The sequence below is a fragment of the Bradyrhizobium sp. ISRA430 genome (assembly GCF_029909975.1).
Taxonomy (GTDB): domain Bacteria; phylum Pseudomonadota; class Alphaproteobacteria; order Rhizobiales; family Xanthobacteraceae; genus Bradyrhizobium.
Window position 1 is genome coordinate 7,771,801 of sequence record NZ_CP094516.1, and the last position, 14,045, is coordinate 7,785,845.

The 14,045-nt window shown below is 64.0% G+C and carries 13 protein-coding genes; 8 read left to right on the forward strand and 5 right to left on the reverse strand.

All coding sequences use genetic code 11. The annotated features are described in order from the left end of the window. Window positions 1-25: 25 nt before the first annotated feature. The 3 genes from MTX21_RS36460 to MTX21_RS36470 are packed head-to-tail and all read right to left on the reverse strand — an operon-like array spanning window position 26 to window position 2,003. Complete coding sequence (locus tag MTX21_RS36460) at window positions 26-1,186, reverse strand: glutathionylspermidine synthase family protein (RefSeq protein ID WP_280969265.1); 1,161 nt, start codon at window positions 1,184-1,186, stop codon at window positions 26-28. 3 nt (window positions 1,187-1,189) lie between these two features. Next, entirely contained in the window at window positions 1,190-1,588 is a 399-nt protein-coding gene (locus MTX21_RS36465; protein WP_280969266.1) for a hypothetical protein, read from the reverse strand. A 10-nt stretch (window positions 1,589-1,598) separates the two neighbouring features. Further along, window positions 1,599-2,003, reverse strand: coding sequence for a DUF350 domain-containing protein (locus MTX21_RS36470; protein WP_280969267.1), 405 nt, complete (start codon window positions 2,001-2,003; stop codon window positions 1,599-1,601). A gap of 387 nt (window positions 2,004-2,390) precedes the next feature. On the opposite strand from MTX21_RS36470, the gene MTX21_RS36475 reads away from it, so the two are divergent. Together MTX21_RS36475 and MTX21_RS36480 are read left to right on the forward strand one after the other, a co-directional pair. Next, a complete protein-coding gene (locus MTX21_RS36475) occupies window positions 2,391-4,223 on the forward strand; it encodes a CHAT domain-containing protein (RefSeq protein ID WP_280969268.1) in 1,833 nt (610 codons plus the stop codon). Between the two features lie 76 nt (window positions 4,224-4,299). Further along, entirely contained in the window at window positions 4,300-5,883 is a 1,584-nt protein-coding gene (locus MTX21_RS36480) for a hypothetical protein (RefSeq protein WP_280969269.1), read from the forward strand. Window positions 5,884-6,004: 121 nt separating this feature from the next. Here the strand turns inward: MTX21_RS36480 and MTX21_RS36485 are convergent, their stop codons facing one another. After that, window positions 6,005-6,706, reverse strand: coding sequence for a response regulator transcription factor CtrA (locus MTX21_RS36485; protein WP_016848562.1), 702 nt, complete (start codon window positions 6,704-6,706; stop codon window positions 6,005-6,007). Between the two features lie 401 nt (window positions 6,707-7,107). Here MTX21_RS36485 and fliI point away from each other — a divergent pair, with 401 nt between their 5' ends. The 6 genes from fliI to MTX21_RS36515 all read left to right on the forward strand — a co-directional run bounded on the left by fliI (window position 7,108) and on the right by MTX21_RS36515 (window position 13,433). Continuing rightward, complete coding sequence (gene fliI / locus MTX21_RS36490) at window positions 7,108-8,433, forward strand: flagellar protein export ATPase FliI (protein WP_280969270.1); 1,326 nt, start codon at window positions 7,108-7,110, stop codon at window positions 8,431-8,433. A 121-nt stretch (window positions 8,434-8,554) separates the two neighbouring features. Beyond that, complete coding sequence (fliJ, locus tag MTX21_RS36495; protein WP_280969271.1) at window positions 8,555-8,974, forward strand: flagellar export protein FliJ; 420 nt, start codon at window positions 8,555-8,557, stop codon at window positions 8,972-8,974. Window positions 8,975-9,285: 311 nt separating this feature from the next. Next, entirely contained in the window at window positions 9,286-9,831 is a 546-nt protein-coding gene (locus MTX21_RS36500; RefSeq protein WP_027552729.1) for a sigma-70 family RNA polymerase sigma factor, read from the forward strand. A gap of 33 nt (window positions 9,832-9,864) precedes the next feature. Further along, on the forward strand, window positions 9,865-10,899 hold the full coding sequence (locus tag MTX21_RS36505; RefSeq protein ID WP_280969272.1) for an anti-sigma factor: 1,035 nt from the start codon (window positions 9,865-9,867) through the stop codon (window positions 10,897-10,899). A gap of 238 nt (window positions 10,900-11,137) precedes the next feature. After that, entirely contained in the window at window positions 11,138-12,097 is a 960-nt protein-coding gene (locus MTX21_RS36510; protein WP_280969273.1) for an AraC family transcriptional regulator, read from the forward strand. 121 nt (window positions 12,098-12,218) lie between these two features. Next, window positions 12,219-13,433: an NAD(P)/FAD-dependent oxidoreductase gene (locus MTX21_RS36515; protein ID WP_280969274.1), complete on the forward strand. Its 1,215-nt coding sequence runs from the start codon at window positions 12,219-12,221 to the stop codon at window positions 13,431-13,433. Between the two features lie 356 nt (window positions 13,434-13,789). Here the strand turns inward: MTX21_RS36515 and MTX21_RS36520 are convergent, their stop codons facing one another. Then, window positions 13,790-13,990, reverse strand: coding sequence for a hypothetical protein (locus tag MTX21_RS36520; protein ID WP_280969275.1), 201 nt, complete (start codon window positions 13,988-13,990; stop codon window positions 13,790-13,792). Window positions 13,991-14,045: the final 55 nt, after the last annotated feature.

Sequence of the window (14,045 nt, forward strand, 5' to 3'; positions counted from 1 at the left end):
TAAGAACGGGGAGAGAGAGAAGAGCTCACAAGATCGCATGCGGGAGAAACCGCGAGCTGTTGCCGGTGATGGGGCTCTCGTCCTCGCGGATCGACAGGCCGCACGGCTCGTGATTCACCAGCCAGCTTCCCACCACCGGGTAGAAGCCTGAAAAATTCGGCAGCGGCGACAGCGCCTGGCGCACGAAGCCTTCGGCGCCGTAGGGGCCTTCGTGCTCGTCGAGCGGCACGCCGCCCGAGACCAGCGTGACATTCGCGCCCTCGCGCGACAGCAGCGGCTTGCGGACATAGGACGTGCCGAGCTCGGCGGCGCGCGGATCGCCCTCGAAGAAGGCCGGCAGCAAATTGGGGTGGTTCGGAAACATCTCCCAGAGCAGCGGCAGGATACCCTTGTTGGAGAGCACCGCCTTCCAGGGCGGCTCGATCCAGCGCGTCGGCGCATCCGCAAGCTTTGCGCCGAAGTCGTCGTGGAACATCCATTCCCAAGGGTACAGCTTGAAGGCGAGCGCGATGTCGCGGTCGTCGAGATCGACGAAGCCGCCGCCTGCGTCGCGCCAGCCGATCTCCTCGATGTCGACCAGCGTGGTCGCAAGCCCGGCCTGGCGCGCGGTGTCCTCGAGGTAGGCGAGCGTGCCGGCGTCCTCGTCGTTGGCGGTGCTGCCGGTGAGATGCAGATGACGGCCCGCACCGATCGTCTTCCAGGCGTCGATCAGCCGCTCATGGATGGAGTTGAACTGGTCGGCGCGTGCAGGGATGATGCGCCGCTCGATCGCCTGCTCGAGCCAGGTCCATTGAAACACCGCGGCCTCGAAGATCGAGGTCGGCGTATCCGCGTTGTACTCGAGCAGCTTCGCCGGCGTCTCGCCGTCGAACTTCAGGTCGAGCCGGCCGTAGAGGCTGCGGTCGTCGCGCTCCCAGCTCGTTGCGATCAGATCCCAGAACGCCTCCGGAATCTGCAATCGCCGCAGGTGGCGCTCGTCGCCGATGACGCGGCCGGCGAGCTCCAGGCACATCGCGTCGATCTCGCCGGTCGGGGCCTCGACGGCGCGCTCGATCTCGTCGAGCGTGAAGGCGTAGTAGGCGCGCTCGTCCCAATAGCGTTCACTGTCGATTGTGTGGAAGTCGAAGCCGCATTGTTCGGCGGTCTGCCGCCAGTCGTCGCGTTCGGGACAGATGATGCGTTGCATGCGTCAGCCGCCACCCGAGAAGAACGAATGCGCAAAGGAGCCGAAGCCACCGCGGGTGACGCCGCTGGAGCCGGAGTCGGACGAGGTCCCCGACGACGAATGGCTGATGGAATCGCTGCTGAAGAAGCTCGAGCGCGACGACCATCGCGAGCCGCCGCTGCCGGAGGAGCCGCGGCTGCTGCTGGCGCAGGCGGTGGTCGTCTGCGTCGGTGCCGCACCGCCCGGAGGCGGCGGATCGCAATTCTGGCGTGGCATCAGCGTGTAGGCGGTCGTGCCGACCGCGATCGTGCCCATCACCAGCAGGGCGACATGGCCGGAGCGCTTCACCGGCTCACGTGCGGGCGGTGGCACGGGTGCCGGCCGGCGCCTGCCAAAGTCCTTGGTGGGAGGCTTCGCGGTCATGTCTAGGTGATCAGTAGATCATGCAGGCCGCATTCAGCAGGCCTGCCGCAAGTGAGGAAAGACCGAGCCAGATCGCCGGCGCGAGTTCGCCGGCGGCGATCCGGCCAGACAGGTTCGGCACCGGTACCCTCACGAGGTAGAAGACGATGACCTGGACCACCAGTGCGATGGCCGCCCAGATCAGGCAGTCCAGCACATTGGCCGAATGCGCGATCGCGCTGACCAGCGGCGCGACGAAGCCGAGCAGGCTAAGCCCGAGTGCAATCGCCGCGGCGGGATCGTTGTCGCGAATGAGCTGGAATTCGTTGTGCGGGGTGATGCGGGTATAGACCAACAGATACGCCACGATCGCGATCAGCCCGGTGCAGAAATAGACCAGGAAGGCAGGCAGACCGGCGAGCGATTGCAGAATCATTGTGTGGGATCCGACTGTTATCGCGCGAATTCTGGCACGATCGTTTGGTCGCCGCAGCGACCGGATCAGTTCGATCCCCAAAAAACGAATTCGTCCGGAATGGCGGGCGTGCTGCACAAACTTTTCGGGCTATGTGAGAGCTGCTTCACAAATGCGTCTTGAAGTTGTGTGTGATAGTCTGGCTCAGTGATGTTGCCGTTGTCCTCGAGGTGTCCATGAATTGGGCCCTCGATGAGATTTTGCTCTCCGGCGCATGAACGATCAGACCAGCATGATCTGACCGCTTGCGATGTTTGTCGCCAAGCTCGCGCTGCCGTGGCGAAGTGACCATCCAAATTCGAGGCATTCTTCGTTCAGATAAGAAGTCTTGTTTGAGTGAGGTTCAAAATGCCCGTTGCCGAATACGAAGACTTCGAGCTCGAGATCGGCTCCTACCTGCCGGCGGGCGGGGGCCCTCAGCAATATTACGGCCGGGTGGTCAAATCGCCGGGTGGCGAGGCGCCGAAGAGCCAGGTGAAGTTCTGGTTCAGTGCGCCCGGCGAATTGGCAAAGCTACGCGGTGAGCTGGAAAGCGCCGTTCTGGAGATCGACGAGAAAAATCTCCAAGGCCCGAAGACGCGGGGCGAACAGGTGCTGCGGGATTTCGGACGGGGCGTCTTCCGCAGCGTCTTCACCGAGGTGCCGTTGATCCAGCAAGTCTACGACCGCAGCAAGGGCGCGTCGCAGGACTTGAGAATCAAGCTGCGGATCGAGGCGGCCGAGCTGGCCGGGCTGCCGTGGGAATATCTCTTCGACGAGAGCGACGTGCAAGGCTTCGTCAGCTTGACACGCCCTGTCGTGCGGCATCTCGATACAGCGGGCGGCGTTGGCCGGATGGGCGTCAAGGGACCACTGCGTATCCTCGGCATGATCGCGGATCCTTCGACCAGCGAATGGCCCAAGCTCGATGTCGTCAGGGAGCGCGACCGCATCAACAAAGGCATCGACGCGCTCCAGCACGATGGGCGGGTCGATTTCCAGTGGGTCCCCGGCGGGACCGGAAAAGACCTGATGAAGAAGTTGCTCGAAGGAGAGTGGCACATCTTCCATTTCATCGGTCACGGCGGCGTCGATGAGGCTTCGCCAGGCCTTGAGACCGACGGCTTCGATGAACGCGGTTTCGTCGTGATGGTCGATGAGGACGGCAAGCCGGTGAAGAAGTTCGCCTCGGACCTCGCGACGATGCTGACGGAGGCGCGCAGGAGCCTTCGCCTGATCGTTCTCAATTGCTGCGAGAGCGCCAGGATCAATGTCGGCGATCGCTTTGGGAATCCGGCGATCGGACTGATGAAGACGGGGTGGTTACCGGCAGTGGTGGCGATGCAGTTCCCCATCACCGACAACGCGGCGATCTCGATGTCGGAAGGATTCTATGCTGCGCTGGCCGGCAACCGTCCCATCGACGATGCGGTGACCCTCGCCCGCAAATTCATCCAGCAGAAGTCACGCGTCGAATGGGGAATTCCCGTTCTCTACATGCGTTCGTCCGACGGCAGGATCTTCGATGTCCAAACGCCGCCAAGGCCGGCGGGCCCGGCCGACGGAGGGCGCCCGTCGAAGGAGGCGCTGCTGTGGCGGCGCGACCAATTCATGGAGGCACTCGCCGTCGCGCCGGCAACGATCGAGGCGCTGGAGGATCTAACGCGGCGGGGACAGGAGTTGCACAGCCTGCTGGCTGGCGACAACGAGCTCTCGGTCCAGCTTGCCAAGGTGTATTACGATCTGGGGACGCTTCAGCACAAGCAGAAGCAAATCCCGAGGGCTGCCGCCAGCTTCGCCTACATGCTCAAGCTCGATCCGGCAAAGCCCGAATATTTCGTGCGCAGGGCCAATTTCAACGTGACGGTCGGCCTCTACGAGAACGCGCTGAATGACATCACCGAAGCGATCAAGCTCAAGCCGGCGGACGCTGAGTTCTACTGGATCAAGGGCATCGTCAGCATGACGGCGGCGGGCACCGACGACAAGCGCGGCTATCTCGAGCAGGCGATCAAGGCTTTCGGCAAAGCCGTCGAGCTGAACCAGAACGAGCCGAAATACTTCGTGTCGCGGGCCAACGCCTATACGCAGATCAAGGACGTTACGAAGGCCCGGGACGACATGGACAGCGCAATTGCGCTTGCGCCCGACAACATCGACCTTGTGATCCAGAAGGCCAAGATCGTGGCGCAGGCCGCATGACATTTCATCAGGGACTGCCGGATGCCGTGGCGTCCGGCGTGTTTCCACCAGCGAACCCTAGCGATAGGAGTTCATCGTGACGCTCGACAATTTCGTTGTGGCCCTGAATTCGATCTTCGGCTCCTTCGGCGGGCCGCTTGTCGTCGTTCTGTTCTACTGGTTCAGGTTTCACACGCTCAAGGGTACCCGCTCCTTTACGACGAGGCCTCTGTTCGCGTTCGGCGTCGCCGTCTTCATCACGCTGTTCCTGGCCGCCTATGCGCTGCTCCCGCACAAGCTGTCGCCGCTTGCCACGATCTGGCTACTGATCTTCATCTGGATCATTCCCATCGTTCCCAAATGGTGGCGAGGCTTCTGCCACGAACTGGCCGGCATTCCCGTCAGCGCGCTCGCACTGCGTGATACGCTGGCCGCATCGCCATTCCAGGTCCCTGCCAGCGACATGCCGATCCTGCAGCGCAAGCTGTCCAGGATCGGCTACCAAATCGATGATTTCCGCGCTGTCCAATCGACCGCCATCCAGTCGCGCTTCCTCAAGATCTCGGCGCTGATGCTCCATCTCGAGCGCTGCGCCGGACAGCGCGAGGGCTTCATGGAGCGTAACGCCGATCTCCACGCGGAACTGCTGGCGGTCTACGACACCTTGTGCTTCCGCACCGTCCGCGTGCTCAAGAGCAGCGGCGAGATCTACGGCGCGATCATGGAGGACAGCGAGGTCGAGCCGAACGACTGGCAGGCCCTGGACTCCCTCTCGACCCGCCACAGCACCGTGAGCCAGCTCCAGCTTGCGGCCCAGACGGCGGCGGGATGCATGCTGGAAGACTTGCGCAAGGACATGGATTCCCTGCTCAACAACCTCCTCCTCTTCGCCACACGCGCAGCTCTGGCCGGCGAATGGACGCTCGCGGACAGCAAGCGAAGATTGGGCGCGATCGGGTTCACACTGGATCCGTCCTCGCCGGGCATCCTGAAGTTCGTGGCGATCGTTGCGGCCTTCACGTCCGGCTGGTGCCTCCTGTGGCTGCTCGGATCTGGAAAGATCGTTCATCTTCCCGGAGATCAAACCGTCGGCATGCTGCGGACGTTGCTCACGACTCCTCTCCAGTTCATCGTGAACTTCTCGCTAGTGTACCATTTCAAGCGGCACTACGCGTTCGCGAATGAGAGCATCTTCGGCCGGCTCCCGGTCGGGTTCATTCTGTCGATAGGCGTCGTCAGCGCGCTGATCGTTTTCCCGGTGCAGGCGACGTTCGACCTCTACCAGTTTCCGGAGCGGTCCTTCGGCGACGTGGTGCTGCATGAACTACCGCTGTTGATCTTCCCCTGGGGCATCGGCGCGATGACGGCCCTCCTGGTGCAGGATTCGACCTGGGGCAGGCGGTCGAGGCAGACGAGGCGGATCAGAGACGGCCTCGTCTTCGGGGCTGGCATGACCGTGATGTTATGGATGCTGCTTACCATTCACCAGTTCGTCCACATGCCGGTGATGGAGATCGTCGATAGCGTCGCCGGATGGAGGTTCATGGCCTCCTTCGTGCTTCCGACCTTCGCATTCGGATTCATCGTCGGTTACGCGATGATCGGACGCCTTCGCGAGGCGGCCGCGCGGTGCCCGGTCAAGCGCCCGGTGCTGGCCGCACCCGTGCTTGCCGGTGCCTAAGGTCGGTTCAGAAACGTGCCTGTCCGGCCACGTTCGCGAGTCCCAAAAAACAAAAACCCCGCCATTTGCGGCGGGGTCCAGGCTGGGAGGAGCGAGCCGTGGCTCGCGACGTAACCCAAGATCAGGCGGGGATGCGCTCGTCGGCCTCGTGCGGCTCGCGCAGCACGTAGCCGCGGCCCCACACAGTCTCGATGAAGTTGCGGCCTTCGGAGGCGTTGGCGAGCTTCTTGCGGAGCTTGCAGATGAAGACGTCGATGATCTTCAGCTCCGGCTCGTCCATCCCGCCATAGAGATGGTTGAGGAACATTTCCTTGGTGAGGGTCGTGCCCTTGCGCAAGCTGAGCAGCTCCAGCATCTGGTATTCCTTGCCGGTCAGATGCACGCGCTGGCCGCCGACTTCCACCGTCTTGGTGTCGAGGTTGACGACGAGGTCGCCGGTCTGGATGACCGACTGGGCGTGGCCCTTGGAGCGGCGCACGATGGCGTGGATGCGCGCCACCAGCTCGTCCTTGTGGAAGGGCTTGGTCATGTAGTCGTCGGCGCCGACGCCGAGACCCTTGACCTTGTCCTCAATGCCCGCGAGGCCGGAGAGGATCAGAATAGGTGTCTTGATCTTGGAGACCCGGAGCTGCTTGAGCACGTCGTAGCCGGACATGTCGGGCAGGTTGAGGTCGAGAAGGATAATGTCGTAATCGTATAGCTTACCAAGATCGACGCCCTCTTCCCCCAGGTCGGTCGTGTAGACGTTGAAGCTCTCGGACTTCAACATCAGCTCGATCGACTGCGCGACGGCGCTGTCATCTTCAATCAGCAAAACGCGCATGCCAGTTCCCCATAGTCGCCGCTCCGGGCGTCAGGTCGGCCGCATTCGCGGCACTCAACAAAACGCCTTTGAACAACTGATTCGGATCCTGACGTGAGATGGTTAACAAAATCTGATTCTGGAACGCAAGTCCCGCGGGTGCAATTTTTGTCGAATCGCCCTAAGGTCTTGTGTACGAAGCAGCTTTCGTCACCCAGTTCCGTTCAAGCTCCACTTTAAGAGACGGGCCTAACCGACTCCCGCGACTCAGCCTTCTTCTGAAAGGGAGTCACGCTCAGTCACAAAGACAAGTGACGCAATGATTAATGATGCGGGTAAACACGAAGTTAAGCGCCGTTCAGAAATATGGCGAAACTTAAGGTTTTCGCCATGAAGTCTAGATTCATCAAGGCGCTGGCCGCATGAAGGCGCTTGCCGAACAGATCGGCGATATCGACGGCGTCAATATATATGGCCGCGTTGTGGGCGTGCGCGGCCTGATGGTCGAGGTCGCCGGTCCCATTCACGCCATGTCAGTGGGCGCGCGGCTCGTGATTGAGACCGGCGCCAACCGCTCCATTCCCTGCGAGGTGATCGGCTTCTCCGGCAGCAATGCTGTCGTGATGCCGTTCGCGGGTCTCGACGGCGTGCGCCGCGGCTGCAAGGCTGTCATCGCCAACGCCGCCAATCAGGTGCGGCCGTCTGCGGCCTGGCTCGGCCGCGTCGTCAATGCGCTGGGCGAGCCGATCGACGGCAAGGGGCCGTTGCCGCAGGGGACCTCGCCGATGCCGTTCCGCAACGCGCCGCCGCCGGCGCATTCGCGCAAGCGCGTCGGCAGCCCGCTCGATCTCGGCGTGCGCGCGATGAACACCTTTCTCACCTGCTGCCGCGGCCAGCGCATGGGCATCTTCGCGGGCTCCGGCGTCGGCAAATCCGTGCTGCTCTCGATGCTCGCGCGCAACGTCGACGCCGACGTCAGCGTCATCGGGCTGATCGGCGAACGCGGCCGCGAGGTGCAGGAGTTCTTGCAGGACGATCTCGGCGAGGAAGGGCTGGCGCGCTCCGTCGTTGTGGTCGCGACCTCGGACGAACCGGCCTTGATGCGGCGGCAGGCCGCCTATCTGACGCTCGCCGTCGCCGAATATTTCCGCGACGAGGACAAGGACGTGCTGTGTCTGATGGACTCGGTGACGCGCTTTGCCATGGCCCAGCGCGAGATCGGGCTCTCCGCCGGCGAGCCGCCCACCGCCAAGGGCTACACGCCGACCGTCTTTACTGAACTGCCGAAGCTGCTGGAGCGCGCAGGTCCGGGCTTAGGGGAGGGGGCCATCACCGCGATTTTCACGGTGCTGGTCGACGGCGACGATCATAATGAGCCGATCGCGGACGCGGTCCGCGGCATTCTCGATGGCCATATCGTGATGCAGCGCTCGATCGCCGAGCGCGGCCGCTACCCCGCAATCAACATCCTCAAATCGGTCTCGCGCACGATGCCGAAATCGGCCGACCCGCAGTTCTGGCCGACCATCCAGCGGGCGCGCCAGGTGATGGCGACCTATGCCGATATGGAGGAGCTGATCCGGCTGGGTGCCTACCGGGCCGGCTCCAGCCCCGAGGTCGACGAGGCAATCCGGCTGCATGAACCGCTCGAAGCCTTCTTGCGGCAGCGCAAGGACGAAAGTGCATCGCTCGCGGACGGCTACCGCCAGTTGGCGCAAATCCTCGCCAATTTGGAAACGGAACGCTAACTTTGTCGGTTCATCATCCGATCCCACAGAGTAGCCAAGCCGGTCTGGGTCCCAATCGGGCCTGTGGGGAGACCGGTGTCGTCCCACGTGCAGCTAGGGGACTTCTGGGGAGTACGAGTCGATGAAGTCACGTGAAACCCTCATCCGCCTGAAGAAGTTTCAGGTCGACGAGAAGCGCCGCAGGGTCGCCCAGATCGAGACCATGATCGCCGACTTTCAGCGGATGTCGACCGATCTCGAACGCGAGATCCTGACCGAGCAGGAGCGCGCCGGGATCAACGATCCCTCGCACTTTGCCTATCCGACCTATGCCAAGGCCGCGATCCAGCGCCGCGAGAACCTGACCCGCTCGGCCGACGAGTTGAAGGGCCAGCTCGAAGAGGCCAAGGCCGCGCTGGGCGAGGCTTTCGAGGAGCTGAAGAAGGTCGAGCTCCTGGACGAGCGCGATCAGGCCCGCGAACGCGCCGAGGAAAGCGCCCGCGAGCAGGCCGATCTCGATAGCATCGGCCTGATGCGCGCCCGCATGGGTGCCATCGCCTAGGGCGCAGCAGCCGCGCGATCGCCGAGAATTAGCCAACCCGGGCCCGCAAGGTCCGGGTTTTCGCGTTTACTGTCCACAGTGTGACACCCCCGCCCCTTGGTCACGGGCTTCGCTGCGCGCTATGGTAGTGCGAATGAAAGCTGTGCCAGCGACGGAGGTGTCCACCTCTCCCTTAGGGAGAGGTCGGCGCGGAGCGCCGGGTGAGGGGTCACGGTCTCCCGTGAGTCCTGCGCCCCCTCACCCGATTTGCTGCGCAAATCGACGTCTCCCCGTCGGGGAGAGGTGAAGAGGGCGGCGCGTTGGGGGGCTGAATGCTGACGCCAGCAGAGCTGGTCGGGCTGATCGCAGCAGTGGCGAAGGGCGATGAGGCGGCATTCGAGCGCCTCTATGGCGCCACGCGCGCGAAACTTTATGGCGTCGTGCTCCGTATCTTGCGCCGACAGGATCTTGCAGAGGAGGTCATTCAGGAGACCTACGTCAGGATCTGGCACAGCGCGGGCCAGTTCAATCCCGCGCTGTCGTCGCCGATCACGTGGATGGCATCGATCGCGCGCAACCGTGCCATCGACCTCGTGCGCAAGAAGACGGAAGCTTCCATCGAGGAAGAGCCTCAGGCGATGGAAGTCGCGGCAGACAGTCCCGATCCCCTGGCGCGCCGGGAGATGACGGAGGAGTTGAAGCGGCTCCTGGAATGTATCGGCCGCCTCGAGCCGGACCGTCAAAGGCTCGTGCTTCTCGCCTATTACAACGGCTGGAGCCGCGAGCAATTGGCGGAGAAATTTGCCGCGCCGGTCAACACGGTGAAAACGTGGCTGAGGCGCAGCATGATGGATATCCGTGAGTGTCTCGGACTTTGAAGGTGCCGCTGTGAGGATTTTGGACTGTAATTGATGGCCGACACGGAAGACCATATCGCGCTCGCAGCCGAATATGCACTCGGCACGCTCGAGGCGGACGAGCGCGCGCAAGTCGAGGCCATGATGGCGGTGGACAAGGATTTCGCCGCGATCGTGCAGGCCTGGGAATTCCGCCTCGGCACCCTGAATCAGATGGTCGGATCGGTCGAGCCGCGGCCGATCGTGTGGGACAACATCAGGTTCGCGATCGCGCAGGCCGCCGCATCGCAGCAGCCGTCGGCAGCGCAGGAGCCGCCAGTCGCGCAGCAGCCACCTGCAACTCAGGAGCCGACGCCGCTGCTCGATGCGCCGCCGCCGGTGGCGCCGGAGCCGGTCCGGGAGGCGCAGCAGGCCGCCTCGGACGTCACGTCGGACTTCGTGCCGCAATTCGTGCCGCAGGTTCATGCGCCCGATCCTCACGTCGCGCCGGTCACGAGCATTCCGGTCGTCGACGGCAGCAACGTGATCCGCCTCGAAAGCCGCTTGAAGCGTTGGCGCGGCATCGCGTCCGCTGCCGGCGCGCTCGCGGCCGCGCTGCTCGTGACGCTGTCGCTGCAGATCTTCCAGCCTGACGCGCTGCCTGTCGCGCTTCGTCCCGCACCGGTCATCCGGACGGTCGAGGTGAAGACGCCCGCGGCGCCGTTCGCGCCGCCCTCTCAATATGTCGCGCTGCTGCAAGGTCCGAATGGAGGCCCCGCCTTCATCCTCACCATTGACGGGGCGACCAGGAATTTCACCGTGCGCAAGGTCGGCGCGACGCCGGAGCCCGGCAAGAGCTTTGAGCTCTGGCTGATCTCCGACAAGCTGCCGCGCCCGCGTTCGCTCGGTGTGATCGGCGCCAACGACTTCACCGCGCGTCCGGTGCTCGCCTCCTACGATGCCGAGGTCGTCAACACCGCAACCTACGCCGTCACCGTCGAGCAGGCCGGCGGCTCGCCGAGCGGCCAGCCGACCTCGGCACCGGTGTTTTCCGGCAAGCTGATCGAGACCGTGCCGCCGCCCCAGCCGCAGGCTCCGGCGAGGAAGTAGGGGTCGGCTTCACGGTCGTCCTGGCTTTCGCCAGGACGACGTCGGGAAGGCATGGTCGCGCCTCCAAGCCTTGCTCATCTTTGACCATGTCGCCATGGTCCAGTCCTCCGTCGCACTCCGACAAGTCTACCCTCTTCTCCTCGCCGCGCTTTGAACCTCCACGCAATTTGTGGCGTCAAATGCGCGCAATTGAGAGTTGGCGCTGCAATTTGCTGCGCTGGAGAGGGCGAGAAGTCAGATGGATGCAGCGAAGACGCCGGGCATCTTCTTTCATCAATATGCAGGGCTGCCGCGCGGCCCCGCGTTCGAGCAATGGCGCGACAGGGCTTGCGGGCCCTGCGGCCTCGATGTCGGACCGAGCCGCGGCGACAGCATCGATTGCCGACTGCGGATCAGCGTGATCGGCGACATCGCACTCGCCGTTCCCGAAGGCGCGTCGGCACAATATTCGCGCACACAGGGCAGCCTTGCCGACGGCAGCGACGATCTCGTGCTGATATCGGCGCATGCGGGCCTCGTCCGCATCGGGCAGAACGGCCGCACCATCGAGCTCGCGCCGTCGCAGATGATGCTCGCCGACATGAGCGTCAGCGGCACGGTCGGCCACACCGATGAAGACCGTTTCACTACCATCCGCATGCCGCGCCGCGCGCTGCTCGAGATCAGCCCACGCGCCGAGGACAAGCTCTCGCAGGTCCTCTCCGACGGCGCGGTCGCCGAAACCATCTTCCGCTATCACGCGCTCGCCGCCGACCACGGCCCGCATCTCGATGCCGTCGGCCAGCGTCTGACCGCACTGCACATGATCGACCTCGTCGGCCTCCTGCTCGGCACCGACGCCGAGCACGCGAATCTCGCGCGCGGACGCGGACAGGCGGCGGCCCGTCTCGATCTGATGCGCGCCGACGTGATGTCCGCACTCAATCGTAACGACCTCTGCCTGTCCGAGGTTGCGGCGCGCTACGGGCTAAGCCCGCGCCAGGCGCAGCGACTGTTCGAGCAGGCCGGCACGACCTTCACCGAATTCGTGCTGGAGCAGCGCCTACTGCTCGCGCGAAAGCTGCTCGGCGATCCCCGCGCCAAGGCGCGCAAGATCAGCGACATCGCCCATTCGGCGGGTTTTTCAGATCTGTCCTATTTCAACCGCGCCTTCCGCAAGCGCTTCGGCGCAACGCCGTCGGAATTGCGCGGGGCGTAAGCCCCATGCCGCAACTTTGCATCGCCGATCGGTGCCGTCGCAGTTGGTCGGCCGCGCCCTCTGCGCTATACCGATTAACACGGATTTTCGGATCTCCCCGAGAACAAAGCGGTAAACGGACATGGCGCGTATCGTCGTGCTTGGCGCCGGGTTTGCAGGGCTGTGGGCGGCGATCGGCGCCGCGCGCAAGCGCGAGGAGATCGGCGCGACCGACATCGACATTCACCTCGTCGATCGCAATCCCTATCACAACATCCGCGTGCGCAACTACGAGGTCGACCTCAGCGAGGTCGCAATTCCGCTTCCGCAATTGCTCGATCCGATCGGTATTAGCCACGGCATCGGCGAGGTCGACGCCATCGACCCGGCGCGGCGCGAGATTTCGCTGGTCACGGGCCGCGGCGACGAGACGCTGGCCTATGACCGGCTCGTGCTGGCGCTTGGCAGCGAGGTGATGCGCCCCGACATTCCCGGCCTCGCCGCGCACGGCTTCGATGTCGACACCTACGCCGCGGCGTTACGCCTCCAGGCCCATCTCACGGCGCTCGGCCGCAGCGCGCCGTCGCCGGGACTCGCGACGGTCGTGGTCGTAGGCGCGGGATTCACCGGCATCGAGGTTGCGACCGAAATGCCGGAACGGTTGACGCGCGCCGGCATCACCGGCAGCCGCCGCGTCATCCTGATCGATCCCAACCCCGTAGTGGGCACGACCATCGGCGACCACGCGCGTCCCGTCATCGAGACCGCCTTGTCGTCGCTCGAGGTGGAGATACGTCTTGGCGTGCTGGTCGAGGCCGTCGAGGCTGCCGCCATTCGCCTGAGCTCGGGCGAGGTCATCGCCACGCAAACCGTGGTCTGGTGCGGCGGCATGCGCGCAAGTCCGCTTGCTACAAGCCTGCCCGGCGCGCGGGATCGCCTCGGCCGCCTGCTGGTCGATCCCTTCATGCGAGTTGCCGATCTGCCTGGCGTGTTCGCCGCCGGCGACGTCGCCTCGAGCGTGATCGATGGGCTGCATCCGACCGTGATGTCGTGTCAGTTCGCTCGTCCCATGGGCCGCTTCGCCGGTCACAATGTGGTGGCCGATCTAGCGGGCCAGCCGCTGCTGCCGCTGCGGATCGACTGGTACGTGACCGTGCTCGATCTCGGCGATTGGGGCGCGCTCTACACCGAAGGATGGAGCCGCGAGGTTCGCACGATTGGTGCAGCCGCGAAGGCGACCAAGCAGACCATCAACCGCAAGCGCATCTATCCGCCGCTCTCGGGAAGCAAGGACGATCTCTTCGCCGCCGCCGCGCCAACCGTGCAGGCCCCGCCGCCGACCTATGGGGCGCGGTAGTGTCGGACTCTTGTTAGGCCGCATCATCTGCGCTGATCGTGTGACGGGGAGCTCTTGCCAAGCCCGCGGCGTCATCGTCCGCGAAAGCGGACGATCCAGTATTCCAGCGGCAGTGAAGGGATACGGAGAAGCTGCGGCGTACTGGATTCCCCGCCTTCGCGGGGAATGACAACGGTATTTGGGGCGGCTCTATGCCGCATTCGCAGCGCAATCATCACCCCAGACATGAGAAAGCGCCCGTGGGGGGCGGGCGCTTTCTGTAGTCGACTTGGGGTTGGGGTCGTCTACATATCCACGTGGCGACTTTGGGGGGCTGGTAAAGAGCCGCGTGAATTCCTGAAACTCGTCAAAACTCCTTAGCGAACGAGAGATGCGTTCGAGCTTGTGATAGCGACCGGCTTGCCGGCCTTGATAACTCGGGCGGTCTGGGTCAGGCCATCGTCCGTACCCGTGCGTGCCGCGATGCCGAGGCCTGCCACCGCGATCCCTGCGACGAGCGCCACGACCACGATCTTTAGATGGGTCGAGCGATCCGCGCTGTAGATCGAGTGGTTCATGGAAGCCTCCTGCCGCCATCTACCCGAAGTAGTCGCTACCCTATTCGGGAAGGTT

What these genes read in the sequence shown, in the direction of transcription:
- MTX21_RS36460 (WP_280969265.1), bottom strand. Translation starts at nt 1,186, where the DNA reads ATGCAACGCATCATCTGTCCCGAACGCGACGACTGGCGGCAGACCGCC.
- MTX21_RS36465 (WP_280969266.1), bottom strand. Translation starts at nt 1,588, where the DNA reads ATGACCGCGAAGCCTCCCACCAAGGACTTTGGCAGGCGCCGGCCGGCA.
- MTX21_RS36470 (WP_280969267.1), bottom strand. Translation starts at nt 2,003, where the DNA reads ATGATTCTGCAATCGCTCGCCGGTCTGCCTGCCTTCCTGGTCTATTTC.
- MTX21_RS36475 (WP_280969268.1), top strand. Translation starts at nt 2,391, where the DNA reads ATGCCCGTTGCCGAATACGAAGACTTCGAGCTCGAGATCGGCTCCTAC.
- MTX21_RS36485 (WP_016848562.1), bottom strand. Translation starts at nt 6,706, where the DNA reads ATGCGCGTTTTGCTGATTGAAGATGACAGCGCCGTCGCGCAGTCGATC.
- fliI (WP_280969270.1), top strand. Translation starts at nt 7,108, where the DNA reads ATGAAGGCGCTTGCCGAACAGATCGGCGATATCGACGGCGTCAATATA.
- fliJ (WP_280969271.1), top strand. Translation starts at nt 8,555, where the DNA reads ATGAAGTCACGTGAAACCCTCATCCGCCTGAAGAAGTTTCAGGTCGAC.
- MTX21_RS36500 (WP_027552729.1), top strand. Translation starts at nt 9,286, where the DNA reads ATGCTGACGCCAGCAGAGCTGGTCGGGCTGATCGCAGCAGTGGCGAAG.
- MTX21_RS36505 (WP_280969272.1), top strand. Translation starts at nt 9,865, where the DNA reads ATGGCCGACACGGAAGACCATATCGCGCTCGCAGCCGAATATGCACTC.
- MTX21_RS36510 (WP_280969273.1), top strand. Translation starts at nt 11,138, where the DNA reads ATGGATGCAGCGAAGACGCCGGGCATCTTCTTTCATCAATATGCAGGG.
- MTX21_RS36515 (WP_280969274.1), top strand. Translation starts at nt 12,219, where the DNA reads ATGGCGCGTATCGTCGTGCTTGGCGCCGGGTTTGCAGGGCTGTGGGCG.
- MTX21_RS36520 (WP_280969275.1), bottom strand. Translation starts at nt 13,990, where the DNA reads ATGAACCACTCGATCTACAGCGCGGATCGCTCGACCCATCTAAAGATC.